This is a genomic window from Streptomyces sp. LZ34, assembly GCF_053890475.1.
In genome coordinates, this window is record NZ_CM132680.1 from 11,768,086 (window position 1) to 11,794,122 (window position 26,037).

Genomic DNA, 26,037 nt, shown 5'->3' on the forward strand with positions numbered 1-26,037 from the left:
TCGATTCCTGGCGGGGGTCCGAGCGACATCGACGGTAGCCGGGCCGCCGGGCATGCGCAGCGCGACACTCACATCCGGCACATCTCGCGGCGGACGCGGAGATCGCTGGTGTGGTGTCCACGGGCGGGCCCGCGCCTCCTCGTGGGGACCGGCACCCCTCAGCCGAGCAGCGCCGCCACCGTGAGCAGCACCGGAGCCGCGAGAAACGTCGACAGCAGGATCGACTCGCGCGCCAGCCTCGTCGCGGTCTCGTACTGCACGGCGTATGTGAAGAGGTTCTGCGCCGCCGGGAGCGCGGAGGTGACGACGGCGGCGAAGAGCGCGGCGCCGCCCAGCCCGAACACTCCGGCCGCGATGGCCCACGCCACCACCGGCTGCGCGAAGGCCTTCAGCGCCACCGACAGCAGCACCGGGCCGCGATCCTCGCCACGCCCGGGCAGGGCGCTGCCGGGCAGCGAGAGGCCGAAGGCCAGCAGCACACCGGGGACCGCCATCCCGCCCAGCAGCGAGACCGGCTCCATGACCGGCCCGGGGATCCGCCAGCCGGCGGCGGCCACCGCCACGCCGCACAGGGAGCCGACGAGAACGGGGTTGCGCAGCGGCGTGGTGAACCGCCTGACCAGCGACTGGCGGCCCTCGCTGCGGCTCAGGTCGATGACCGTCAGGGCGATCGGGCCCATGACGAGTTGCTGGAAGAGCAGGACCGGCGCGATCAGGGAGGCGTCCCCGAGGACGTACATGGCGACGGGGATGCCCAGATTTCCGGCGTTGACATAGCTGGCGCACAGCGCGCCGATCGTCGTCCGGCCCACGCTCCACCGGCGTACGGCGCCGACGGCGATGAACGTCCCCGCGACGACGAAGGTGCTCAGCGCGGTGACGAGCATCGGGACCGACACCAGGACGGAGAGGTCGGCCCGGGCGAGCGTGGAGAACAGCAGCGCCGGGCTGGCGACCTGGAAGGCGAGTGCGGTGAGCACGTCGCGCCCGTGCTTGCCCAGCGAGCCGCGGCGCCCCAGGGCGTAGCCGGTGACGACGATGCTCGCGATGACGCCGAAACCCGAGATCACCCCGCCCATAAGCATGCATCTTACAAACAGTTGTCCGCTCGTGGTGCGCGACACCTGTGCGAAGGCGCGCTCGGGCGCCCGCGGTCACGACTGCCGGTAACCGCCGAGGAACCGCCCGATCCTGCTGATGGCCGACTCGAGGTCGTCGACGTGCGGGAGGGTGAGGATGCGGAAGTGGTCGGGGCGCGGCCAGTTGAAGCCGGTGCCCTGTACCACCTGGATCTTCTCGCGCAGCAGCAGGTCCAGGACGAACCGCTCGTCGTCGTGGATCCGGTGGACGCCGAGGTCGATGCGCGGAAACGCGTACAGCGCGCCCTTGGGCTTGACGCAGGAGACTCCGGGGATCTCGTTCAGCTTCTCCCACGCGCGGTCGCGCTGCTCGTGCAGCCGTCCGCCGGGCAGCACGAGGTCCTCGATGGACTGCCGGCCGCCGAGGGCCGCCTGGATCGCGAACTGCGCGGGGGTGTTGGGGCACAGCCGCATGGAGGCCAGCATGGTCAGGCCCTCCAGGTAGTTCCTGGCGTGCTGCCGGGGGCCGGACACGACCACCCAGCCGGACCGGAACCCGGCCACCCGGTAGGCCTTGGACAGTCCGCTGAAGGTCAGGCACACCAGGTCCGGGGCGAGGACGGCGGGGCTGTGGTGGACCGCCCCGTCGTAGAGGATCTTGTCGTAGATCTCGTCGGAGAAGACCATCAGGTGGTGGCGGCGCGCCAGGTCGAGAATGCCTTCGAGGATCTCGCGCGGGTAGACGGCCCCGGTGGGGTTGTTCGGGCTGATGATCACCACGGCCTTCGTGCGGTCGGTGATCTTCGACGCCATGTCGTCGAGGTCCGGGTACCAGTCGGCGGACTCGTCGCACACATAGTGCACGGGCTTGCCGCCCGCCAGGGCGGTGACCGCCGTCCACAGCGGGAAGTCGGGGGCCGGGATGAGGATTTCGTCCCCGTCCTCGACCAGGGCCTGGACGGACATGGACACCAGCTCGGAGACGCCGTTGCCGAGGAAGACGTCGTCCACGCCGATGTCGTCCAGGCCGTGCTGCTGGTAGTGCTGGACCACGGCCCGGCGGGCGGGGAGGATGCCGCGCGAGTCGCTGTAGCCGTGGGCCTGCGGCAGCATCCGGATCATGTCCTGGAGGATCTCCTCCGGGGCCTCGAACCCGAACAGCGCCGGATTGCCCGTGTTGAGGCGCAGCACGCTGTGTCCGGCCTCCTCCAGCGCGTTGGCGTGCTCGATCACCGGACCCCGGATCTCGTAACAGACCTCGCTGAGCTTGCTCGACTGCCGGAACTCCATGTCGCGCCCTCCCGGTTCGCTCCGCCTCATCACTCGACGATGGCTTACTTTGTTCTACCAAGGTGCCACTTGGAAAGTCCAACTAAATGGCTAGACTGGGGCGCATGCCACGCCGAAGCTATGACCAGTACTGCGCGATCGCGCGGGCCCTCGATGTTGTCGGTGACCGATGGACGCTGCTGATCGCGCGGGAGTTGCTGGCGGGCCCCCGCAGATACACCGACCTCCACACCGACCTGCCCGGGGTCAGCACGGACATGCTCGCCACCCGGCTGAAGGACATGGAGCGTGACGGCGTACTCGCCCGCCGGAAGCTGCCGCCGCCGGCGTCGGTCTCCGTCTACGAACTCACCCCCCACGGCCGCTCGCTGCTGCCGGTCCTCACCGCCCTCGCCGCCTGGGGCGCGCCCGCGCTGGCCGAGCGGCAGCCCACCGACGCCATCCGGGCCCACTGGTTCGCCCTGCCGCTGCTCCACCGGCTGGGGCACCTCGCGGCGGAACACGAAGGGGTCGTCGATGTGGTGCTGGAGGAGGGCGGCTTCCATCTGGTGTTCGGTGCGGCCGAGCCGTCGTACGGGGACGGACCGGCCGAGCGCGCGGACGCCCGGCTCGTCGTGGACGCCGACACCTGCGTCGCCCTCGCCCAGGGCACGCTCACGGTCGCCGACGGCATCGCCGCCGGAGCCATCGAGCTGACCGGAGCGGGCCCGCTCGCCGACGCACTGCGCGGCGCCCGTTCCTGACGTCCGGACGGCCCGACGGCCACGCCGTATTCGGGACGGCGTCATTCCCGACGGCGTATGACGCGGATCACACGCGCGGCCCGTAACTCGACGGCACCCGGATCCGACGACTGATGCGGTGCGGCCACCGCCGTACCGCGCGGCGGCCTACCGGCGTGGCCTGCGCAGCTACCGATGAGCTCCGCCATTTTGCCCCCGACCGATGAGTTCTCGCGGCCCGGCCGGTCCTAGGACACACAGGCACCGGTCCCGAGTCGGCGAGGAGAGCACATCATGCAAAAGATCACGACGTTCCTGTGGTTCGACCACCAGGCCGAGGAGGCGGCCCACCACTACACGTCCATCTTCGACGACTCCCGGGTGGTGGACATCCAGCGCTACGGGGAGGCGGGGCCGGGAGAGGCGGGCACGGTCATGACCGTCACCTTCGAACTCGCCGGGCAGCGGTTCATCGCGCTCAACGGCGGCCCCCACTTCACCTTCACCGAGGCCATCTCGCTCTCCGTGGACTGCGCGACGCAGGAAGAGGTGGACGAGCTGTGGGCGCGGCTCGGCGACGGCGGGGAAGAGGGGCCCTGCGGCTGGCTGAAGGACAAGTACGGGCTGTCGTGGCAGATCGTGCCGGGGAAGCTGATGGAACTGCTGCGCGACCCCGACCCGGTCAAGTCGGCGCGGGTCACCAAGGCCATGCTCGGCATGAAGAAGATCGACATCCAGGGCCTGGTGGACGCCTACGAGCAGTGACCCGCCATGCCGATGTGGCCGCCGTCGCACGTCCGACGGCGGCCACATCTGTGTGGTGGCCACATCCGTATCGCCAACCGGTGTTCCGCTGGGCCCGATTACACCTCTACGCTCGGCCTTCCGGGGATTCTGACACCCAGTCGGACATTCACACGCGGGGAAACGCATGTGTTCGAAGTGGTGCGCAAGTGGATTCGATGGTGTTGTGTGGCGGTGTGGAGGGCACCGTACACATCTGAACACCAGGCATAATCGCAGCTGCGATGGGCGTAGAAAGGGTATGAAGTGGTGGTGAACGCATTGAGTGCGGACAACAGTGTGGGATCGACGATCGAGGCGCTGGAGACAGAACTCCCACGACTCGAGGAACAGCAGGAGGCTCTCAAGAAGGATTTGGAAACTGTCACCAAGCGACTGGAGGCGGTCAGCGGCGCGCTGAACAGCCTTCAAGCGCTCTCCAGCGTGCCGGCGCCGCAGCAGGCGCCGGAGGAGCCCGTGGCCGAGACCGCGGCTCCGGAGCCGGTGGCCGACGACAAGGCGGCCACGGCGGCTGAGGCTGCCCCCGAGGCGGCACCGGAAGCGGCCGCTGAGCCGGCTCCCGCCGCCGGGGCCACCGCCACCGCCACGCGGAAGGCCGCCATCGGCCGTCAGCGCAGCAAGGGCAAGGCCAAGGCCCCGGCCGCCGCGCGGACTTCGAAGACCGCCGCCAAGAAGGCCCCGGCCGCCAAGAAGACGGCCAAGAAGGCCGCCGCGGCGCCCAAGACCGAACCGGCGGCAGAGCGCTCCGGTGGGCTCTCGGAGAATGTGCTGGAAGCCCTGCGCAAGGCGGGCCGCCCGCTGCGGGCCGCTGAGGTCAACGAGGCCCTGGGGCGCGACGAGACGCGCACGAACGTCAACTCCGTGCGTAACACTTTGGAGCGACTCCGCAAGGCGGACCGGGCCAAGAGCGCCGGCCGCGGCCTGTACGAGGCCTGACCCAGGCCGCAGAGGTCGGCGCCTGACGGGCGGACACCGCCCATCCACCGCCCGGCGGGCGCCTCCTCGACACCCCCTTGAGCAAACCGGCAGGCCTAATCGCCCGCCGTACCGTGGGCCGCCCCGGCCACCCGGCCCAGGGCCACCTCGGCCAGACAGGCCGCGGCGTCGCCGGTGAACAGGCGGCGCCCCGCGGCGATCCGACGGTCACGCGCCACGCCGGGCGCGGTGAGCGTGTCGAGCATTCGTACGAGCTCCCGCGCGTTCCGCGCGTGGTCGCTCACACCCAGCGCCGCCATGTGGCGGACACCTTCCCGCCCATGGCCCGGGATGGGGCGGTAGCCGACCACGGGCACTCCGGCGGCCAGCGCTTCCAGGGCGGTCTGCCCGGCGGCGTTGTCCACCACGGCCCGCGAGGCGGCCAGCAGACCGGGCAGGTCCGGCTCCCAGCCGATGGCCCACACCCCGGGCGACCGCGACAGCTCGCGGCGCAGCCGTTCGTTGCGGGCACACAGCGCCACCGGCAGATATCCCGCCGAGGCCAACAGCCGCGCCGTGGCGGCCAGGCGGGTACCGGCCCCCCACGCACCCGCCGCCAGCGCCACCGGAGGCCTCCCGGGCGCGCGGGCCGCGAAGCGGCGCCGCCAGTCGGCCGCCCCCGGGGCGGGGGCGAAGAAACGCCCGGCCACCACCGGACCGGTGGCCACCGCGGGCCGGCCCACGGCCCGCCGCACGGTGACGGCCGCCTCGGCGGTGACGCACAGATGCAGATCGTTGCCCGGGTGCAGCCACTGCCGGTGCACCGCGAAGTCGGTGACGACGACGGCGCTGGGCACCGGCAGCGCCCCGCCCGCGCGGAGCCGGCCGGTGAGCTGGGCGGCGAGGTGGAAGACCGGGACGACCACATCCGGCCGCCACCGCTCCACCAGGTCCAGCAGGCGGTGTTCGGCGAGCGCCGCCAGCGGGGCGCTGCCCGGCCGCGGGCCGGGGCCGGGGCGGAAGAACGCGGCGTAGATCCCCGCGTAGAGGACGGGGAGGCGGCGGATCGCCGCCCGGTATCCGGAGCGCAGCCCCGGGCCGATCCCGGCGGGCAGCAGCGCGAGGACATCGGTCCGGTCCACCCGGTGTCCCCGGTCCGCAAGGCGCCGCGCCAGTTCCCCGGCCACCGCGTCGTGACCGGAGCCCATGCTGGCGCTCACCACGAGGAAACGCCTGCTCACCGGCGCTCCCGGGGAGGGGGCCCGGCACGCCGGCCATCGGGCGGCGGGTACATGGTCACCTCCGGTGGTGTGTACGGCCGACGCGCTGCGGGTGCCGGTGCGCCGCGTGTGGTGCGGCGTGGTGCGTGTGGTGCGTGGTGGAGCTGAACGTGGCTAACTGGAGGTAACCGATCCGCGTGTCGCCAAACCATCTGGCGGCCGCGCGCCCCGGCCGGCCGTCACAGGGAGTCGCCATGACCCGCCCCCTCCCGGACACAGGAACCCACCGTGGCCCGGCCCGGGACGCCGAAAGCCCCGCCGCCCCATGCCGCGGCGTGGCGCTGGTGACGGGCGCGTCCTCGGGCATCGGCGCCGCCGTCGCGGACCGGCTGGCCGCCGAGGGCGGCTGGCGGCTGCTGATCAGCGGCCGCCACCGGGAGCGGCTGGACCGCGTGGCGGCCCGGACCTCGGCCACCGCCCTCCCCGCCGACCTGGCCACCGACGAAGGAAGCGGCCACCTGGTCCGGGAGGCCTTCCGCGCGGCCGGGCGGATCGATCTGCTCGTCGCCGGGGCGGGGGTCGGCTGGGCCGGACCGTTCGGTTCGATGCCGCCCGCCGCCATCGACCGGGTGATCTCCGTCGACCTGCTCGCCGCCGTACGCCTGGCGCGTCTGGTGCTGCCACGCATGCTGGCCGAGCGGCGCGGACACATCGTGCTCATCGGATCGGTCGCGGGCAGCGTGGGGGTCGAGGGCGAGGCGGTGTACTCCGCCGCCAAAGCGGCGCTCGGCACCTTCGCCGACGCCCTGCGGTACGAGCTCCGCGGGTCCGGCGTACGGGTCACCCACGTCGTCCCGGGCGTGGTGGACACCCCGTTCTTCGCCCGCCGCGGCACCCCCTACACCCGCCGCAGACCCCGCCCGATGCCCCCGGACCGGGTCGCCGAAGCGGTCTGGGACGCCGTCGCGCGAGGCCGCGACGAGGTCTACGTACCCGCCTGGCTGCGCCTGCCCGGACTGGTCCGCAGCGCGGCCCCGGCGCTGTACCGCCGGCTGGCGGCCCGCTTCGGGTGACGAGGTGAACGACGCGCTGACGATCCTGCTGGCGCTGTTGTCCGCCCTGGGCAACGGCGCGGCGTCCGTGCTGCAGCGACGCGCCGCGATGGAACAGGAGCAGGAACAAGAGCAGGGGCGGCGAGCGGGGCGGAGGGCCGCGCGGAGGGCCGGGCAGTCCCTGCTCCGGCTGGCCCGGCTGCTGCGACGCCCGTTCTGGCTGGCCGGCGGGGCGGCGATGGTGGTCTCGGCGGTGGCCCAGGTCGGCGCGCTCGCGGTCGGGCGGCTCTCCGTCGTCCAGCCGCTGCTGGTGACCGAACTGCTGTTCACGTTGGTGGTCGGCAGCCTCGTCTTCCGCCACCGCCCGGACGGCCGGACGTGGCTGGCGTTCGTGACGCTCGCCGCCGGGCTGGCGCTGTTCCTCGTGGCCGCCGACCCCTCGCACGGCCAGAGCACCGCGAAGAACGGCCGCTGGCTCCCGGTGGGACTGTTGGCGGCGCTCGCCGTGTGCGTCCTGAGCGCGGTGGCCCGCGCGGTGCGCGGCCCGGCCCGCGCCGCCGTTCTGGGGTGTGCCACCGCCACGTGTTTCGCCTGCACCGCGGCGCTGATCAAGGAGTTCACCGGCCGGTTCTCCGGCGGCGTGGCCGCCGTGTTCACCAGCTGGCCGCTCTACGCGGTGTGCGGCGTCGGGCTGCTGAGCTTCCTGCTGCTACAGAGCACCCTGCGGGCCGGCACCCTCGCGGCGTCGCAGCCCGCGCTCACCCTCGGCGACGCGCTGATGAGCATCGCGCTGGGCTGGGTGCTCTTCGGCGAGCGCGTCGCCCTGGGGCCGCGCATCGTGCCCGAGGCGGTCGGTGTCGCCCTGATGGCAGCCGGGATCGTCGGCCTGTCCCGCTCGCCGGCCGTCGCCGACGGCTGGGACACAACCACCCGGCCGACCACCGAGCGCCCCACCCGCCCACCCCGCGCGGCGCGCCGGACCGGAAGCGGTGGCGCTTCGTGACGGGGGCGGTGGTTCCGGGTGGGCGGGTGCGGTGGCGCCTTGTGGCCAGGATGGTGGTCTCGGGTGGGTGGGGCGGTGGCGCCACGCCTTGTGCCCGCGCCGGCAGTGGTTCCGCGTGGCCGGGGCGGTGGCGCCTTGTGACGGGGGTGGCGGCCCCGGGTGGGTGGGGCGGCGGCGCTTCGTGCCCGGGGGGCGGTGGTTCCGCGTGCCCAGGGAGTGGTGGCGCTTCGTGGCCGGGGTGGCGGTCCGGGTGGCTGGGTGCGGTGGGCGACCGGGACGGTGGTCCCCGCGTGCCCAGGACGGTGGTCCCGCGTGGCCGGGGCGGCGGTCTCGCGTGCCCGGGTGCGGTGGCGCTTCGTGCCCGGGGTGGCGGTCCCGCGTGCCCGGGAGCGATGGAGCCCCGTGCCCGGGGCGGTGGCGCTTCATGGCCGGGGCGGTCTCGCGTGCCCAGGGCGGGCGGTGGCGCTTCGTGGCCGGGGCAGTGGTCCCGCGTGCACGAGTGCGGTGGAGCCTCGTGCCCGGGGCGGTGGCCCCACGTGACCGGAAGCGGCAGCCCCACATGAGCCGCTCATGAGCCGCCGAATGGCCGGATACGGCGGCCGCCAGCGGGCCGAGGCTCTGGCCACGGGGATGACGGCCCTGGTGGCGGCCGCACACGTGGCCCCCGCCGGCACGTGGCTGCCGGGCGTGCGGCGCGCTTTCTTCCCGGTCCTGGCCGGCCGCGGGCGGCCCGACCACATCGCCCTCACCTTTGACGACGGCCCCGACCCCGGGTCCACCCCGCACGTCCTCGACGCCCTCGACGAGCTCGCCGTACGGGCCACCTTCTTCGTCCTCGGCGACAGCGTCCTGCGCCACCCGCAGACCGCACAGGACATCTCCCGCCGTGGCCATGAGCTCGCCGTCCACGGCTGGACGCACAGCCGCCCGTGGCTGCCCACGGTCGCCCGCGACCTGCGTGAAGTCGCGCACGCCGCCCGCGTCGTACGGCGGACCACGGGCACGGTCCCGCGCTGGTACCGGCCGCCGTACGGGGTTCTGACCGGCGGCCGCGTGCTGGCCGCCGCACGGGCCGGGCTCAGCCCCGTCCTGTGGACGGCCTGGGGCCGCGACTGGACCGCGCAGGCGACGCCGGCCTCGGTGCTCGCCACCGTACGCCGCGATCTGCGCGGCGGCGGCACGGTGCTGCTCCACGACTCCGACCGGGTGGCCGAGCCCGGCTGCTGGCGGGCGACCCTCGGCGCGCTGCCCGCCCTCGTCCGCGTATGCCGGGACGAGGGCTGGACGGTGGGTCCGCTCGCCGACCACGGGATCGGCGGCTGAGCGACGCCCCCGGCCACCGGACGCGCCGGACGTGCCGGACGCGCCACGACAAGGCTCAGGGCAGGGGCTGCCACCCGGCCGTGCCGTGCACGGTCGACAGCCTCAGCACCTCACAGCCCATCACCCGCGCCGCGCCCAGCACGGCCAGCCGCGCCCGCTCGCTGTCCTCGGGAGGGAACGCCACCCGGATCTGATGGCCGTACGCCGTCTCGTACGTCACCTCCCAGCCGCCGTCCACGGTCGCGAAATGATCCTGCCGCTTGCCGTCGTGCTCGGACACGAAGCCGCCCCGGTCGGCGGTGGGCGCCAGCGCCTCGCGCAGGAGCCGCAGCCGCTCCGGGTAGGGCCGCTCGCCCTCCGCCAGCTCGACGTACACATGGGCCAGCTCGCGCGCCGAGTCGAACCACGGAGCCAGGTCGGGCTGGTCGTTGGGGATGGCCTCCGAGACGATCCGCCCGGTGATCCATCCCTCCAGGAAGTCGGCGGCGCCGGGCCCGTACTCCTCGTAGTCGTCGTCACGCGACCACACCACGACCGGCCACTCGTCCGGCGGCCCCGCGGTGCGCCAGCACAGATGGTGTCCGCTGCCGGTCACCGCCCACGCGATCAGTCCCCCCGGCTCGGGAAACAGCGGATAGGGGTAGCGCTCGGGGAACATGTCCCGCATGCCGCCGTAGTCCTCGAGCAGATCCGCCGCGAGCCGGACCGGATTGTCCTCGCCGAACGGTGTGCACAGGCAGATGTGGTCGCAGAACTCGCCCCGCCCGTAAGCCGCGACCAGCGCCTTGAAGTCGGCGGGCAGCCGCACGCCCAGCGCGGCCTCGGCCGCCTCCCAGTCGCCGTGGCCGTCCACGGCCTCGGACGGGGGCGGCACACGGCGGACGAGCTCGGACAGCGGGGCGCGCGGAAAGATCACGGGCACAGCGTAGACGCCGGTCCGGGGCCGTCTACGACCGTCTACGATCGCGGGTCGTGGCCATGACCGAGAACCCGACAGTCGCCCCGCTCGCCGACGACGACCCGATGCGGCTCGGTCCCTACCGGCTGCTCGGAGTGGTCGGCGCGGGCGGCATGGGGAAGGTCTATCTGGGGGTGGACGCGGCGGGCCGGACCGCCGCCGTGAAGGCGCTGCGGGCCACGGAGGGTGTGGACCCCGGGATGCTGGACCGCTTCCGGCGGGAGGCCGAGGTGGCGCGGTCGGTGCGCGGGCCCGGGGTGGCGGCCGTCCTCGGGCACGGGATGTGGGGCGAACGGCCCTGGCTCGCCTCGGAATTCCTCCCGGGGCTGACACTGACCCGCGCCGTGGACCGGTACGGTCCGTTCGCGGAGGCGGACGTGCGGGCGCTGGGGGCGGCACTGGCCGGAACGCTGGCGGAGATCCACGCGGCCGGACTGGTGCACCGGGACCTGAAGCCGTCGAACGTGGTGCTCACCCGCGGCGGCCCGTACATCATCGACTTCGGCATCGCCCGGCCCGAGCACGGAATGACCCTCACCGGCGCCGGGTCGGCCCCCGCCACGCCCGGCTTCTCCGCCCCCGAGCAGGTGCTCGGCCGGCGCACCGGGCCATCCGGCGACGTCTTCGCGCTGGGCGCCGTGCTCGCGTTCGCCGCCGGCGGGCGCCTGCCCTTCGGCGACGGTCACCCGGCGGCCGTCCAGTTCCGCACCGTCCATGAGGAGCCGGACCTGGAGGGCGTACCGCCGACCCTGTTGGGGGTGGTGACCGACTGTCTGGCCAAGGAGCCCGCACAACGCCCCGAGCCGCGTGAGGTGGCGCGGCGGTTGCGCACAGAACGGGGCACGGCGCGCGGTCCCGCATGGCGCGCGGCGAACCGGCCGTGCCTGGCCCTGCGCCGCCCCGCCTGGCGCTCCGGGCCGCTCGCCGCCGAACTCGCCCGCTGCGCGGCGGACGCCGACCGTACGGTCCGCTCCGCCGCCCCCGAGGCGGCCCCGTCCCGGCGCCGGGTGACGGCCGCGGCCGCCTCCGCGGCCGTGGTCACCGTCTGCGCCGCGGGCGGCGGGGCGGGGTGGTGGCTGCTGCGCGGCGACGGCCGTGGCCCCGGCGCGCCCGCCGCCACCCCGCTGGCGCGGTACACCACGGGCACCGCGCCCGCCCCGCTGTGGACCCGCGACGGCCTCGCCACCGACGGCCCCGGCCCGCTCGCGGCCGGCGAGGTCGTGGTCGCCGGAACGCCCAAGGGCCTGACCGCCTGGGCCGCGGACACCGGGCAGCCCGCGTGGACCTGGACCGACCGGGGCACGCCGCTGTCCGCCGCGGGCCTGCTCACGGCGGCCGGCGTCGTCCTCGTCGTCACCGCGGGCGGACGGCTGACCGCGTTGGACGTCCGCGGCGGACGGGAGCGCTGGTCCCGGGCGGCCGGCGCGACGCGGCTCCTGGCCGCCGACGCCGACACGATGTACGTACTGGACGGCGAACGGCGGTTGAGCGCACTGCCGCTGACGGGCGCTCGGGCCCGCTGGACGACCCGGGCGGCGACCGGCACGGCGAAGGGCGCCGCGGCGGCAGCGGCCGGAGGACGGCTCGTCGTCGCCGGATCCGACGGGACGGTGACCGCGTACCGCACCGACGACGGCTCGGTCGCCTGGCGTCAGGACACCGCCGCCGGGGTGGCCCTCACGCCCGCCGTCGCGGGCGACACCGTGTACCTGGGCGGCGCCTCGCTGAGGGCCCTCACCCTCGCGGACGGCGCACGGCGCTGGGCCACCCCGGCGCCCGGCGGCGGCGTCTGGGGCGCACCCACCCCGGCCCACGGCTCCCTCCACCTCGCCTGGCAGGACCAGCTGATCGCGGTCGACGCCCGCACCGGCGAACAGACCTGGTCCCTCCTCCCCGGTACGCACACCCTTCCCACGGTGGCCCCCGTGGTCCAGGGCCAGTCCCTCTACCACCCGCTCGGCGCGGACCGGTCCGGCCCGGACGACGGAGTCGTGACCGTCGACCTGCGCAAGGCCGCGGCGGCGTGGTCGCTCGGCGGCGGGGGCGACGAGCCCTGGCACCTGACCGGCGCGGCCAACCGGGTCTTCCTGACCCACGCCGGCGCCCTACAGGCGATGCCGGTCCTGTGACCTGCCACGCCAACGCACCGGACGCACCGGACGCACCGGACGCACAGGCTCCGACGCCCCGCCCGTGGGCTCGGCCATGTGGAACGTCCATGCTTCGACACCCCTAGGCTGCGGTACGTTCAGATAGCGGGGGCGCGGCACACCGTGCCGGGAGGGCTGCCGACATATGCACACCTTGCACCACGCGGATCCGCGTCGCCTCGGGCCGTTTCGGATGCTGGCCCGCTTGGGGGAGACGGAGAGCGGCGTGCGGCTGCTGGGGCGGCGCGTCGGCGCGGGGCCGGCTGTCGAGGTCACGCTGGTGCGCGCCGCGCTCGCCGACGACCAGCGGCTCCGCGCCCGGCTGCGCCGCGATGTGGCGGCGTCACGGGCCGCCGCCGGGCGCTGGGTGCGCCCCGTCGAGGACGCCGAACTCGACGCGTCGGCCCCGTGGGTGGCCTACGCGTACGTCCCCGCCGTGCCGCTCACCGAAGCCGTCCGCGCCGCACCCCGAGGGCTCGCGGAGGACGACGTACGCGCGCTGGGCGCCGCGCTCGCCGAGGCGCTGGAGCGGGTCCACTCGGCCGGAATGGTGCACGGCGGCATCTCGGCCGACGCGGTCCTGATCGCCGGGGACGGGCCCCGGCTGACCGGGTTTCACCACGCCCGCCTGCCGCGGCAAGAAGCCCACGGCGGGGGAGCCGGCTGCGGGGCAGAGCACAGCACGGGAGCCGGCGGCGGGGAAGAAGACGCGTACGACAACGACACCGGCCGGTTCGCCGGGCCCGCCCCCTTCCTGTCACCCGAACAGGCGAGGGGCCGGGCCCCTGTCCCCGCGTCCGATGTCTTCTCCCTGGGCGCGGTCCTCGCCTACGCCGCTTCCGGCCGCCCTCCGTTCGGCGACGACGCGCCGCCGCAGGTGCTGTACCGGATCGCCGCAGAACCTCCGGACCTCGGCCATCTGTCCGACTCGCTCGCCGGCCTCCTGACGAGCTGTCTGGACAAGGACCCCGCGCGCCGCCCGGAACCCGCCGCGCTGCGCGCGGGCTTCGGCGGTCCCGACCCGGCCGTGCCACCGCCGCCCCCTCGGCTGCCGAGCGCCGTGGTCGCCCGGCTGGCTCGCGAGGCCGCGCGGGTGCTGGTGCTGGAGGAGCCCGCGGCCGCCCCCGGGCCCGCCGCGGCTCCGCCCGGCGCCCGCGACGAACCGGCCGCCGAGGGCGAGGCGTTCCCGGACGACGATGTGTTCACGGCGCCCACGCGGGGCGAGGGCCGCAACCGCGCACATCCCATCGCCGACCCCCCGCCCTCCGGTGCCGCGGCCACCTCCCGCCGCGCCGTGCTCACCACCGCCGCCGCGGGGGCCGCCGGACTGCTGGCCGGCGGCGCGGCGGTGGCCGGGTGGGTGGCGGGCCGCGGCGGGCTGTCCGCCCTGACCGACCCCGGCCCGGCCCGGCGCCCCGCCACGAGCCCGGCGCCGCGGCCCCCGGCCGGTACCGCCCCCGTCGCCCGGTGGCGCTTCGACCTGACCGACGCCACATCCGTACGGCCGCTGGTGTGGCGCGGCAGGCTCGCCATCATCACCAACCTCCAGGAGGCGGTCGCGCTCGACCTGCGCACCGGCCGCCCGAGCTGGCGCCGCGACGACCTGGGCACCGACGCCGCCCCCGAGCCCATCAGCCGCGAACTCGCCCTCGTCGCCATCGGTGGCAGACTCGTCGCCTTCAACGCCCGCGACGGCCACCAGCGCTGGGTGGAGTCCACGTACTCCGGCACCGGCCTCACCTTCCAGACCATGCTCTCCGTCGACGCGGACGGCCGCCACGCCTACTTCACCGCGACCGGGACCGCCACCGGAACGGGCACCGGAAGCGGTGGCGACAAGCCCCCCGTCTACGTGGTCGCGTACGACACCCGGGCCCGCCGCGAGCGGTGGCGGAGCCGGCTGCCCGCCGCGTACGGCGAGGACATCGGGGCGTTCCCCACCCGCCGCTCGCTGGTCGGCCTGGGATACCCCGGCGGCGAGGTGGAGCTCATCTCGCTGCGGTTGTCCGACGGACACCAGGAGTGGCGCAGGCGCTTCGACGGCGTCGGCACGGGGGACAAGGTCGGGATGTCCGCCGGCCGCGGCCTGCTCTACGCCGCGCGCGGGGCCACGTTGCGCGCCGTGGACATCGATTCGGGCAGACAGCGGTGGTCGCTGGACATCAACAGCTACGCGACGACGAAGTCCCCGCTGGGCCACCCGGTGATCCGCCAGGGGCCGGGCGGAAAGGGCGATGTGCTGTATGTGTCCGACGGCACCAAGCTGGTCTACGCGGTCGACCCGGACCGCGGCACCGAACTGTGGCGGTCCGCGCTGCCCGACGACACCGTGTGGAAGGCGACCCCCGACCTCTCGGTCACCGACTCCGGCCGTACGGTGCTGGCCGCCGCGGCGGCGGGCGTGTTCGCGCTCGACGCCCGGACGGGCGGGGTGCGGTGGCGATTCGAGGAGAGCAGCAGCGGGCTCCTCGAGGATTACCACGTCTACCCGGCGAGATCGTCCGCCGTCGTCGCCCACGGCGCCGCCGTGTTCATGCTTCCGGTGGAGTGAAAGGATGACCGTGAACGTGACGGCGGACGAGCCCGCCCTGCCCGTGCGGCCGTTGCTCGGCCACGACCCGGAGGCGTTCGGCCGCTACCGCCTGCTCGCCCGCCTCGGGTCCGGCGGGATGGGAACCGTCTTCCTGGCCCGCTCCGACGGCGGACGGACCGTGGCCCTCAAGGCCGTCCACCGCGACCTGGCCGACGAGAAGGAGTTCCGCGAGCGGTTCCGGCAGGAGCTCCAGGCCGCCCGCTCCCTGGGCGGAGCCGACTTCTTCCCGGCCGTCGTGGACGCCGACACGGCCGGGCCGCGGCCGTGGCTGGCCTCCGAATACCTACTCGGCCCCTCCCTGGCACAGGCGGTGGAGGCCCACGGCCCCTGGCCGTACGCCGCGCTGCGCGCCCTGGGGGCGACGCTCGCCCGGGGCCTCGCCACGGTGCACCGCCAGGGCCTGGTGCACCGCGATCTGAAGCCCTCCAACGTGCTGATCACCGCCGACGGCCCCAAACTGATCGACTTCGGGCTCGCCCGGGCCGTCGGCGCCGAGCGGCTGACCCGCACCGGCCGTCAGATGGGCACCCCCGCCTACATATCGCCCGAACAGGCACGCCCCGTCGGCGGGCAGAGCGTCGGACCGCCCGCCGACGTGTTCGCGCTGGGCGGCCTGCTGGTGTACGCCGCCACCGGGAGGGCGCCGTTCGGCGAGGGCGAGGCCAACGACGTGCTGTACCGCGTGGCGTACGAGGAGCCGGACCTCGCCGGGGTGCCGGAGGAGCTGTGGCCGCTGGTCGTCGGGTGTCTGGCCAAGGACCCCGCGGACCGGCCCGCGGCCGACCGGATCGTGCGCGCCCTGGCGGGCACGGGCGACGACGGCGAGCACCCACGGGAACAGGAACAGGAACAGGAACAGGAACAGGAACAGGAACGGGAACGGGAACGGGAACGGGAACAAGAACGGGCAGGGGAACGGGAACGGGAGCGCGAAGGGGAGCGCGAGCGGGAAAGGGAACGGGAACGCTTCGCCGGCCTGCTCCCGGCGGGCGTCCTGCACGACATCGCGCTGCGCACCGCGGCCGTCTGGAACGTCGCGGCGCGGCGGAGCGAAGAGCCCCAGGCCCCGCCGCCCGACACCGCCCCCGAGGCGCCGGCGACCGAGGAGGGCCCGCGCCCGGCCCGCCGCCGGCTGGTGCTGGGCGGGCTGGGGGCCCTGGCCGCGGTCGGGGCGGCGGGCGGCGTGTGGTGGGCGGTGGCCGGCCCCGGTGACGACGACACCCGCGGCGAACCCCGGCCCGGCCCCGGCGCCACCGGCACGGACACCGCGCCGCAGCCGCTGTGGGAGTACCGGGGCCCCATCGGGGACCTCGGCACGCCGCTGTTCCACCGGGGAGTCATCGCCGTACAGGCCGACCCGGGGGACGGCATCCTCGGTGTGGACGCCCGCCGTGGCACCCTGCGCTGGACCGCGCCCGCGGTGTCCGGGTACACGCCGATGGCCTGCGGCGGTCTGCTGGTGATGAAGGCCGCCTACGCCGACGGGGACGACCGGCTGGCGATGGTCGACCCCGCCGACGGCAGGACCTGGTACTCCGACCCGCTGGGGGTGACCTTCCGCTTCACGGACCGCCCGGTCAGCGCCGGGGACGCCCGCACCGCGTATGTGTTCGGCCACTCGGGCCCGCACCGCGACGGCACGCCGGACACCCGCCGCCGGTATCTGCTCGCGTACGACACGGTGGCCCGGAAGGTGCGCTGGCGCCGGGAGCTCGGGCGCGGCGCGGCCAACGAGCTCCCGGGCGTGGTGGCGGGGGGCCTGCTGGTGCTCGTCGACACCGGTTCGGTGACCGCGTACGACACGGCCGACGGCCGGCGGTGGTGGCGGGTGGCGCTGCCCGGGGACGACGTGGTCCCGGGCGACGGCAGCGACATGGTGCCGCAGTGGACGGCGGCGGTGGCACGGGGCACCGTGCTGGTGAGCGGGCGCGGGCTCAGCACGGTCGATCTGCGCACCGGCCGCCGGGGCTGGCGGCTCGACCCCGACCAGTTGCCCTCCGGCACGGAGGGGTCGGGGTCGGTGTTCGGCGCCCCCGCGGTGGCGGACGGCGTCGCCTATCTCACGGTCCTGGGCACGCATGTGTTCGCCGTCGACCTGGCGCCCCGCCATGTGCGGTGGAGGTGGAAGGCGGACACCGACCTGGCCGCGCCGCCCGCCCCCACCACGGTGGCCGGCGGGCTGGTCTTCCCGCCGTCCTCCGACAGCCGCGCCTCCGCGGTCGCGGTGGACCGCCGCACCGGACGGACGCGGTGGACCCTGCGCGACTCGTCCGGCTCCGTACTCGGCGCCACGCGGCTGCTGGTGGGGCAGGACCGGCTCTACGTCGTGCGAGGCAAGTCGATCCGGGCGCTGCCGCTGACCTGAAGCCGCTGACCTGAAGCTGGTGTCCTGAAGCGGCTGAGCACGGCGCGCGGGCACTGCGCGCGGGCCGAACAACATGCCGGAGCCGGTCCTCGGTTGACTTAAACCTTGGTTTATATCGGAGTCTCGGGACGCGGGCGGGCGATCCACCCGCCCCGCCGATCACGAAGACAAGGCTCTGTCATGTCACCTGCGCAGCAAGCTCCCGGCGACGCCCCGCCCACCTCACCCCGGCTGGCGGTGCTCGCCGCCGTGGTCACCCTCGGCTCCATCATGTCGGTGCTGGACACCACCGTGGTGAACGTCGCCATCAACCCCCTGGCCCAGCGGTTCGACGCCCCGCTCCCCACGGTCCAGTGGGTGTCCTCCGGCTACTCGCTGGCCCTGGCCGCGGTGATCCCGGTGACGGCCTGGGCGATCCGGCGGTTCGGCACCAAGCGGGTCTACATGACGGCCATCGCGCTGTTCACCCTGGGCTCCCTGCTGGCCGGAACGGCGTGGTCGATCGAGTCGCTGGTGGCCTTCCGGATGGTGCAGGGGCTGGGCGGCGGCATGATCGTGCCGACCGGGATGACGATCATGATGCAGGCCGCCACCCCGGAGACCATGGGCCGCATCATGAGCATCATGGGCATCCCCATCCTCATCGGCCCCGTCAGCGGCCCGGTCCTGGGCGGCTGGCTGGTGGACTCCTTCTCCTGGCGCTGGATGTTCACCATCAATGTGCCCATCGGCGTCACCGCCCTGGTCGTCGCCGCCCGCGCCCTGCCACGCGCCGCGGGAGCCCCCGGCCGGCGGCTGGACGTGCCCGGCCTGCTGATGCTCTCCCCGGGCCTGGCCGCGCTGATCTACGGCCTGTCCACCGGCGCCGAGCGCCGCGACTTCGGCGACGTGGGTGCGGTGCTCCCGGCGGTCGTGGGGGCCGCGCTGGTCGTGGGCTTCGTCGTACGGACCCGGGTCTGCCCGCACCCGCTGATCGATCTGCGCCTGTACCGCGACCGCCCCTTCGCGGCCGGCGTGGGGACGCTGGGCCTGTTCGTCGTCGGCTACTTCGGCAGCATGCTGCTTCTGCCCATGTACTTCCAGGTGGTGCGGGGCGAGAGCGCCACGGCCTCCGGCCTGCTGGGCGCCCCGCTGGGGCTGGCGGCCGGGGTGACCATGCAGTTCTCCGGGCGGCTTGCGGACAAGGTCCCGCCGCGGTGGCTGGTGGCCGGCGGTGTCACCACGGCGGCGCTCGGCATGGGGCTGCTGACCCTGCAACTGTCGGACACCACCGCGTACTGGCGGCTGGCCGTCCCGCTGCTCGTCCTGGGTATCGGCGTCGGCACGACCATGATGCCGGCGATGGCCGCCGCCACCCGCGGGCTCTCGGCGGACGACGCCCCCTCGGCCTCGACGGCCCTTCAGATCACTTCCCAGGTGGCGGCCGCGATCGGTGTGGCCTTCTTCTCCGTCATGCTCTCCATCAACGGCGGCACCACCGCCACCCCCACACACGCCGGGCCCTTCGCCGACACCTACCTCTGGGCCGTGGCCCTGATGTTCACCGCAGTCCTCCCCGCGCTGTGCCTCCCGCGCCGCCGCCCGGCCGCTCCGGTGGCGGCGAACGCCCCCACCGAGGAGCGCACCCCGGAACGCGCCTGACGCCGCGTCGGCGCGCCTCGCGACCCCGAACAGCAAATCTTTACCCAGTAACTTTCGTTACCAGGTTAAGATGTGTCCCCGGTCCCCGCCCACGGCGGGGGCCCGCTGTCCGTCGATCGTCGATTCGGAGCACGTCATGCGCATCGGTGTCGCCCTGCCCACCGACCACACCCAGCTGTCACGCGAGGCCAACTCCGTCGACACTCTGATCGGCCAGGTGAAGGAGCTGGCCGACGCCGGGCTGTCCGCGGCCTGGTTCACCCAGCGGTTCGACCACGACGCCGTCACCGTGGCCGCCCTGGCGGCCCGCGAGGTCCCCGGCATCGACGTCGGCACCGCGGTCGTACCCATCTACCCGCGCCACCCCATCGCCCTGTCCATGCAGGCCCAGACCGCGCAGGCGGCCTCCCACGGGCGCTTCACGCTGGGCGTCGGGCTCTCCGTCAAGTCGTTCGTCGAACAGACCTACGGGCTCGCGCCGCACCCCAGGGTCCGCCATCTGCGCGAACACCTGGAGGCGCTGCGCTCCTTGCTGGAGACCGGCGCGGTGGACCTCAACGGCGAGACGCTGGTCGCCAGGACCTCGCTGCCGGCCACTGTGCCGGGCGCCCGGCCGCGGGTGCCGGTGCTGGTCGCGGCGGCGGGGGAGCAGACCCTGCGCGCCGCCGGCGAACTCGGCGACGGCGCGCTGCCGATCCTGTCCGGACCGCGCACCCTGGCCGAGTACACCGTGCCCACCCTCACGCGCTACGCCGAAGCCGCGGGCCGCCCGGCGCCCCGCGTCGCCGCGATCGTCTCCGGCGTCGTGACCGCCGACGTGGCGGGCGCCCGCGCCCGCGCCGAGCAGAACATGGCGTACTACGCGACCCTCCCCGCCTACCGCGCCGCGCTGGACCGCGAGGGCGTCGCCAACCCCGCCGACCTCGTCGCGATCGGCGACGAGGAGCTGCTCGCGGCCCAGGTGGCCGCGCACTTCGAGGCGGGCGCCACCGAACTCGTCTACACCCAGACCGCGATCGGCTCCCCCGAGGACGAGCGCCGCACCTGGAAGCTCCTCGGCGAGCTGGCCCAGCGGGGCTGACCCCGGCCGCCGCCCCGGACGCGGCCCGCGGAATACGTTGGCGTACCCACGGGCCCCACCGGCATCATGTCCGGATGCCGATCAGGGAAGCCACGCCCCGGGACTGGCCCGCCATCTGGCCCTTCTTCCACGGGATCGTCGCCGCGGGGGAGACCTTCACCTATCCGCTCGACCTCAGCGAGGAGCAGGGCCGCGACTGGTGGCTCCTGTCGCCGCCGAACCGTACGGTCGTCGCCGTCGACGAGGCGGGCACGGTCCTCGGCACGGCGAAGATGAACAACAACCAGATGGGTAACGGCGCGCACGTCGCGAGCGCCAGCTATATGGTCGACCCGGCCCACTCCGGACAGGGCGTGGGCCGGGCGCTGTGCGCGTACTCACTGGACTGGGCCCGGGCCGCGGGCTTCCGCCGGATGCAGTTCAACGCGGTCGTGGAGACCAACGTGCACGCGGTGCGGCTGTATCTGTCGCTCGGCTTCGAGGTGCTGGGCACGCTCCCGGAGGGCTTCCGCCACCCGACGAAGGGGTACGTGGGACTCCACATCATGCACCGCGCGCTGTGAGGCGCAGGTGCCGACCAGGGCCCAGCCGTACCAAGACCAGGAGAGCCCCTCATGTTCACCACCCGCCCCACCCTCCAGGGCACCCACGGCATGGTGTCCTCCACCCACTGGCTGGCCTCCCAGTCCGCCATGGCCGTCCTGGAGGACGGCGGCAACGCCTTCGACGCGGCCGTGGCCGCCGGGTTCGTCCTCCAGGTCGTCGAACCGCACCTGAACGGACCGGCCGGCGAGGTGCCGATCATCCTCGCCCCGGCGGGCTCCGCCCCCACCGTCCTGTGCGGACAGGGCCCCGCCCCCGCCGGGGCCACCATCGACCACTACACCTCGCTCGGCCTCGACCTGGTCCCGGGCACCGGCCCGCTCGCCGCGGCCGTGCCCGGCGCGTTCGACGCCTGGATGCTGCTCCTGCGCGACCACGGCACCAAGCAACTCGCCGAGGTCCTGAAGTACGCGATCGGCTACGCCGAGCACGGCCACCCCGCCGTCGAGCGCGTCGGCGGGACCGTCGAGACCGTACGGGAGCTCTTCGAGACCGAGTGGACCACCTCGGCCGAGCTCTACCTGCCCGGCGGCAGGGCCCCCGCCGCCGGGCGGCTGCTGAAGAACCCCGCCCTCGCCGCCACCTGGCGGCGGCTGATCGCCGAGGCCGAGGCGGCGGCTGGGGCAACGGCGGGATCAACGGGGTCCGGCCGTGAGACCCGGATCGACGCGGCCCGCGGGATCTGGCGCGAGGGCTTCATCGCCGAGGCGCTCGCCGAGGCCGCCGCCCGGCCCACCATGGACTCGTCCGGGGAACGCCACGCCGGCACCCTCACCCGCGACGACCTCGCCGCCTTCTCGGCCACCTACGAGCCCCCCGCCACCTACGACTGGAACGGCTGGACGGTGTGCAAGGCCGGGCCCTGGAGCCAGGGTCCGGTGTTCCTGCAGCAACTCGCCCTGCTGCCGCCCGGCCTGACCGCCGGCGACTACGGAACCCCCGACTATCTGCACACCCTCATCGAGGGCGGCAAGCTGGCCATGGCCGACCGCGAGGCCTGGTACGGCGACGCCGCCGACGTCCCGCTCGACGACCTGCTCTCCGCCCCGTACAACGACGAGCGCCGGGCGCTCATCGGGGAGCGTGCCAGCCACGAGCTGCGGCCGGGGCGGCCCGGCGGCCGCGAGCCGCGCCTGAGCAAGCAGGCCCTGGCCGCGGTCGCGCGGTCGGCGTCCCACGCCCCCGGGCCCGCCACCGCGCCCGGCGCCGGGGAGCCCACCGTCGGCCCCGACGGCACCACCCGCGGCGACACCTGCCACCTCGACGTCGTCGACCGCTGGGGGAACATGGTCGCGGCCACCCCCAGCGGCGGCTGGCTGCAGTCCAACCCCGTGATCCCGGAGCTCGGCTTTCCGCTCGGCACCCGCCTGCAGATGACCTGGCTGGACCCCGGGCTGCCGGGCTCCCTCACCCCCGGCCGCCGCCCGCGCACCACCCTCACCCCCTCCCTCGCCCTGCGCGACGGCATCCCCGTGATGGCCTTCGGCACACCCGGCGGCGACCAGCAGGACCAGTGGAGCACGCACTTCTTCCTCGCCGTCGCCCTGCGTCCGCCCGTCCGTTCCGGGCTCGATCTGCAAGGCGCCATCGACGCGCCCAACTGGCACCAGGAGAGCTTCCCCGGCTCGTTCCACCCGCGGTCGATGGCGGCGGGGAAGGTCGTGGTCGAGTCCCGGATCGGCGAGCCGGCCATCGCCGAGCTCCGCCGCCGCGGCCATGACGTCACGATCGCCGGCGCCTGGACCGAGGGCCGGCTGTGCGCGGTCGCCCGCGACCCCGACACCGGTGTCCTCCTCGCGGCCGCCAACCCCCGTGGCGCCCAGGGGTACGCCGTGGGCCGCTGACGGCGCGGGCCCCGGCCCGGGCGAGGAGCGGCCTGGCCGGGCGGGTGTCGGTGGCGTGCCTTACGGTCGTCCCATGACCACGTCCGACGATGTCCGTGCCATCGCGCTGTCGCTCCCCGAGACGACGGAGAAGACCGCCTGGTCCATGCCCACCTTCCGGGTGGCCGGGAAGATGTTCGCCACGCTCCCCGAGGAGGAGACCTCGATGGCCGTCAGGTGTCCCAAGGAGGAGCGCGACGAACTGGTCCTCGCCGAGCCGGAGAAGTTCTGGATCGCCGACCACGAGGCGAGCTTCGCCTGGGTGCGGGTGCGGCTCGCCGCGCTGGAGGACATGGACGAGCTGCGCGACATCCTCGTGGACTCCTGGCAGCAGGCCGCACCGCCCAGGCTCCTGGAGGAGCGGGCCGGGAGGACGGGGCGATGAGCCCACGGCACAAGCGCGCCGTCAGCCGATGCGTGCCAGGCCCTTCGCCTTCTGACGGGCCCGGCCGCGGGAGACCCTGAGCGGATCCCAGTCCGGCCCGCGGTCGGGGAGCAGCGACGGGTCTCCCACGACGGCGCCCCCGTGCACCTCCGCCAGCAGTTGGCGGTCCAGCACATGGGAGGCGCACATCATGCCGCCGGTGGCGGTGCCGCCCACCCCGGCGCCGTACCGGGTGCTCTGGCCGACCACATACAGCCCTTCGACGCCGGTGCGCACATCGGGGCGCTTGGCCACACCGCCCCAGCTGCCCAGCCCGTACGGTGTGCCCCCGCTGGCCAGGATGTACCGCTCGTTGGTCAGCGGGGTGGCGGTCTCCAGATGGGTGATGCGGTCCCGGAAGGGGCCGATGACCTTCTCGGCGGTGGCCAGCACCACCTCGGTGACCTGCTTCTTCCGCGCCAGATAGGCGGCGTTGCGGCGGTAGCGCTCGCCGTCGGCCGGTCCCTTGGGCACGCCCCAGAACTCATAGCCGGGCGGGCAGACCGTCATGATCTGGAAGTTGCTGTGCCCCGGCGGGCACACATTGGGCGCACCGGCGTCCTTGACCGAGGCGAAGGAGAAGATCAGCTGAGAAACCTCCCTCATCTGGTCCTCGATCATCCTCGCGTGCGCCCGCTCCAGGTCGTCGCTGTCGTGCCACCAGATGTTGGCGTTGGGGAGGTCGGGCAGCTCCGTGTCCAGCGCGACGTACACCGCGGTCAGCGGGCACCGCATGGTCGCTTCCCGGGTCTGCCTGACCAGGTGGGCGGGGAAGGCCGCCTCCCCGCCGCACAGGTCGAGGATGGTCCGGCGGTAGTCGGCGTTGGAGATCACCAGGGGCGCCATGATGCGCTCGCCGTCGGTGAGTTCGACCCCGACCGCCGTGTCGTTCTCGATGAGGATACGAGCTACCGCGGTCCGGGTGCGCAGCTCCCCGCCGTGCCCCTCGAGCGCCTCGACCAGGGTGGCCACCAGCACCTGGCCGCCGCCCTCGGGGTAGTAGGCGCCGCGCATGTAGTGGTCCATCAGGCCGGCGTGCACGGCGAAGCCGATGTCGTCGGGCAGCGCCCCGTAGTTTCCGAACTGTGCGGCCAGCACTGTCCTGGCCCTGGGGGAGAACCCGCAGTGGTCGAAGAGCTTGCCGAGGGACCGCCGACTCCAGCGCGTCACCTCGGGGTTGGCGCGGTAGAGGTCGGTGACGGGCTCGCCGAGCAGACTCGCCCGGCTCAGTGCGGTCGCGGTCTTGGAGAGGTCGATGAACGTGTCGATCTCGGCGGCCTCGCCGGGCAGCGCGCGCTTGAGCCGGTCACGGTAGTTGTCCCAGCCCGAGGGCACATCCAGCGTGGTGGTGGGGGTGATCACCCGGTCGAAGCCGCGCTCGTTGTCCATCGGCCGGAAGCGCACCCGGTCACCGACGCCGAGCCCGGAGAGGATGGCCGGAATGATCCCGTCCGTCCCGCAGTCGCCCAGGTAGTGCGTGCCGACGTCGAACTCGTACTGGCGCCGCCTGCGGAAGACATGCGCGTTTCCGCCTGCCACGTCGTGCTGTTCCAGGACCAGTACCCGGCGGCCGTCGGCGGCGAGATAACCCCCGCACACCAGGCCGCCGATGCCGCTGCCGACGATGATCGCGTCATAGCGATCCTGCCGCGCCGTCCGGTCCGAGGTCACATCGGTGGCCATCCCAGCCCTCCCTTGTACGGTGCCGCCTGGATCTCGAGGCCAACTGGGGCGTACCGGCCCGGCCCAGGACTTAACGACATGAACCACCTGTTCATGGATCAATCCTGACGTCAAATATATGGCCTGAAGCGCGAGCTAACGGTGAAAACTTAAATAAGGGTGGGTGGTCGGGAACGGCCGGTCAGCCGTCAGCCCAGGTCGCCTCCGTGGGGCAGGGCGCGGCTGCTGTCCATCATGTGGGCCGGACGGCCGGTGGGCCGGTTCAGCGCAGGCCGAAGCGGTCCGCCCAGGACATGACGTCCCACGTGGTCACGTTGCCGCCGCAGACCACCAGCCCCAGCCGGGCGCCGTCGCCCACCCGCTGCAACACCCGCCGCGCGGCCGGAAGGAGGCAGCCGGCGGCGGGCTCGGCCCAGACCTTCGCGTGCTCGGCGAGGTCGAGGGTGCCCTGCACCGCCTCGGCGTCCGACACCACGAGTACCTCGGTGACCAGGGCGGCCACATGGTCGTAGGTGAGCCGGGAGACGGACGGTGCGCTCAGGGTGGAGACGATCGACGAGAGCGCGACCGGCACCGGGCCGCCCGCGGCCAGCGCCTGGGACATGGCCTGGGCCCCCTCGGTCTCCACACCCCAGATCCGCACCTCGGGCCGCCGCGCGCGCAGCGCCGCGGCGACCCCGGCGATCAGCCCGCCGCCGCCGATGCTGACCAGCACATCGGTCAACTCGTCGGCGTCGTCGGTGTCTTCGGCCAGTTCCAGGCCGACGGTGCCCTGCGCGGCGACCACCAAGGGGTCGTCGTAGGGGTGCACCAGCGTCAGGCCCTCGGCCTGCAACCGCGGCATCAAGGCGAACGCGCCGTCCATGTCGTCCGTCAGACGCACCGTGGCCCCCGCCCCCTCCGCGATCCGGACGGCGCGCGCGGGCGCCGACCGCGGCATCACGATGGTCGCCTTCACATCGAGGGCGCCGGCCATGACCGCGACCGCGATCCCGTGGTTGCCGCCGCTCACCGCCACCACGCCCGCCGCGCGGTCGGCCTCGCTCAGCGACAGGAGCTTCGCCGTCGCCCCGCGCGCCTTGAAGGAGCCGGTGCGCTGCAACAACTCCAGCTTGGCGGTGACCGGCGCACCGAGCAGACCGGTGAGACCCGGGCTCGGCACGGTCGGGGTGCGTACGACATATCCGGCGATCCGTTCCGCCGCCGCCTCGATCGCCTCGATGTCCGCGATGCCCATGAAACGGCATC

General features: G+C 74.2%; 20 protein-coding genes. 14 read left to right on the top strand and 6 right to left on the bottom strand.

Going from position 1 to position 26,037, the window contains the following annotated elements:
* Positions 1–158: 158 nt before the first annotated feature.
* Both ACWY4P_RS50535 and ACWY4P_RS50540 read right to left on the bottom strand, forming a co-directional pair.
* Positions 159–1,079, bottom strand: a complete 921-nt coding sequence (locus ACWY4P_RS50535; RefSeq protein ID WP_456207545.1) for an AEC family transporter — start codon at positions 1,077–1,079, stop codon at positions 159–161.
* Between the two features lie 75 nt (positions 1,080–1,154).
* Entirely contained in the window at positions 1,155–2,369 is a 1,215-nt protein-coding gene (locus ACWY4P_RS50540; RefSeq protein ID WP_456213322.1) for a pyridoxal phosphate-dependent aminotransferase, read from the bottom strand.
* A gap of 86 nt (positions 2,370–2,455) precedes the next feature.
* Here ACWY4P_RS50540 and ACWY4P_RS50545 point away from each other — a divergent pair, with 86 nt between their 5' ends.
* The 3 genes from ACWY4P_RS50545 (at position 2,456) to ACWY4P_RS50555 (ending at position 4,831) form a co-directional block, all read left to right on the top strand.
* Positions 2,456–3,112, top strand: a complete 657-nt coding sequence (locus tag ACWY4P_RS50545; protein ID WP_456207546.1) for a winged helix-turn-helix transcriptional regulator — start codon at positions 2,456–2,458, stop codon at positions 3,110–3,112.
* 273 nt (positions 3,113–3,385) lie between these two features.
* The gene (locus tag ACWY4P_RS50550) at positions 3,386–3,856 is read left to right on the top strand and encodes a VOC family protein (RefSeq protein ID WP_456207547.1); all 471 of its coding nucleotides are present in this window, start codon (positions 3,386–3,388) and stop codon (positions 3,854–3,856) included.
* A gap of 291 nt (positions 3,857–4,147) precedes the next feature.
* Positions 4,148–4,831 carry a prephenate dehydrogenase gene (locus tag ACWY4P_RS50555; protein ID WP_456207548.1) on the top strand — a complete coding sequence of 228 codons (684 nt, stop codon included), beginning with the start codon at positions 4,148–4,150 and terminating at the stop codon, positions 4,829–4,831.
* A 95-nt stretch (positions 4,832–4,926) separates the two neighbouring features.
* Here ACWY4P_RS50555 and ACWY4P_RS50560 read toward each other — a convergent pair whose 3' ends face one another.
* Positions 4,927–6,051 (bottom strand): MGDG synthase family glycosyltransferase, encoded by a 1,125-nt coding sequence (locus ACWY4P_RS50560; protein WP_456207549.1) that lies wholly within the window; start codon positions 6,049–6,051, stop codon positions 4,927–4,929.
* A 233-nt stretch (positions 6,052–6,284) separates the two neighbouring features.
* Here ACWY4P_RS50560 and ACWY4P_RS50565 point away from each other — a divergent pair, with 233 nt between their 5' ends.
* The 3 genes from ACWY4P_RS50565 (at position 6,285) to ACWY4P_RS50575 (ending at position 9,408) form a co-directional block, all read left to right on the top strand.
* Positions 6,285–7,103, top strand: coding sequence for an SDR family NAD(P)-dependent oxidoreductase (locus ACWY4P_RS50565; RefSeq protein WP_456207550.1), 819 nt, complete (start codon positions 6,285–6,287; stop codon positions 7,101–7,103).
* A gap of 4 nt (positions 7,104–7,107) precedes the next feature.
* Positions 7,108–8,085 carry a DMT family transporter gene (locus ACWY4P_RS50570; protein ID WP_456207551.1) on the top strand — a complete coding sequence of 326 codons (978 nt, stop codon included), beginning with the start codon at positions 7,108–7,110 and terminating at the stop codon, positions 8,083–8,085.
* A 570-nt stretch (positions 8,086–8,655) separates the two neighbouring features.
* A complete protein-coding gene (locus ACWY4P_RS50575; protein WP_456207552.1) occupies positions 8,656–9,408 on the top strand; it encodes a polysaccharide deacetylase family protein in 753 nt (250 codons plus the stop codon).
* A 55-nt stretch (positions 9,409–9,463) separates the two neighbouring features.
* Here the strand turns inward: ACWY4P_RS50575 and ACWY4P_RS50580 are convergent, their stop codons facing one another.
* The gene (locus ACWY4P_RS50580) at positions 9,464–10,324 is read right to left on the bottom strand and encodes an SMI1/KNR4 family protein (RefSeq protein ID WP_456207553.1); all 861 of its coding nucleotides are present in this window, start codon (positions 10,322–10,324) and stop codon (positions 9,464–9,466) included.
* Between the two features lie 62 nt (positions 10,325–10,386).
* Between ACWY4P_RS50580 and ACWY4P_RS50585 the strand changes: the two genes are divergently transcribed.
* The 8 genes from ACWY4P_RS50585 to ACWY4P_RS50620 all read left to right on the top strand — a co-directional run bounded on the left by ACWY4P_RS50585 (position 10,387) and on the right by ACWY4P_RS50620 (position 23,067).
* On the top strand, positions 10,387–12,495 hold the full coding sequence (locus tag ACWY4P_RS50585) for a protein kinase domain-containing protein (protein WP_456213323.1): 2,109 nt from the start codon (positions 10,387–10,389) through the stop codon (positions 12,493–12,495).
* 226 nt (positions 12,496–12,721) lie between these two features.
* Positions 12,722–15,067, top strand: a complete 2,346-nt coding sequence (locus tag ACWY4P_RS50590) for an outer membrane protein assembly factor BamB family protein (protein WP_456207554.1) — start codon at positions 12,722–12,724, stop codon at positions 15,065–15,067.
* Between the two features lie 4 nt (positions 15,068–15,071).
* Positions 15,072–17,474, top strand: coding sequence for a protein kinase domain-containing protein (locus ACWY4P_RS50595; protein ID WP_456207555.1), 2,403 nt, complete (start codon positions 15,072–15,074; stop codon positions 17,472–17,474).
* A 180-nt stretch (positions 17,475–17,654) separates the two neighbouring features.
* Positions 17,655–19,115: a DHA2 family efflux MFS transporter permease subunit gene (locus ACWY4P_RS50600; protein ID WP_456207556.1), complete on the top strand. Its 1,461-nt coding sequence runs from the start codon at positions 17,655–17,657 to the stop codon at positions 19,113–19,115.
* A gap of 136 nt (positions 19,116–19,251) precedes the next feature.
* Positions 19,252–20,196 (top strand): TIGR03564 family F420-dependent LLM class oxidoreductase, encoded by a 945-nt coding sequence (locus ACWY4P_RS50605; protein WP_456207557.1) that lies wholly within the window; start codon positions 19,252–19,254, stop codon positions 20,194–20,196.
* A gap of 74 nt (positions 20,197–20,270) precedes the next feature.
* On the top strand, positions 20,271–20,759 hold the full coding sequence (locus tag ACWY4P_RS50610) for an N-acetyltransferase family protein (protein ID WP_456207558.1): 489 nt from the start codon (positions 20,271–20,273) through the stop codon (positions 20,757–20,759).
* A gap of 51 nt (positions 20,760–20,810) precedes the next feature.
* Positions 20,811–22,643, top strand: a complete 1,833-nt coding sequence (locus ACWY4P_RS50615; RefSeq protein ID WP_456207559.1) for a gamma-glutamyltransferase family protein — start codon at positions 20,811–20,813, stop codon at positions 22,641–22,643.
* A gap of 73 nt (positions 22,644–22,716) precedes the next feature.
* On the top strand, positions 22,717–23,067 hold the full coding sequence (locus ACWY4P_RS50620; RefSeq protein WP_456207560.1) for an MmcQ/YjbR family DNA-binding protein: 351 nt from the start codon (positions 22,717–22,719) through the stop codon (positions 23,065–23,067).
* A gap of 21 nt (positions 23,068–23,088) precedes the next feature.
* On the opposite strand, the gene ACWY4P_RS50625 is transcribed toward ACWY4P_RS50620, so the two are convergent.
* Positions 23,089–24,789, bottom strand: a complete 1,701-nt coding sequence (locus tag ACWY4P_RS50625; RefSeq protein WP_456207561.1) for a phytoene desaturase family protein — start codon at positions 24,787–24,789, stop codon at positions 23,089–23,091.
* A 262-nt stretch (positions 24,790–25,051) separates the two neighbouring features.
* Complete coding sequence (locus ACWY4P_RS50630) at positions 25,052–26,026, bottom strand: threonine/serine dehydratase (protein WP_456207562.1); 975 nt, start codon at positions 26,024–26,026, stop codon at positions 25,052–25,054.
* Positions 26,027–26,037: the final 11 nt, after the last annotated feature.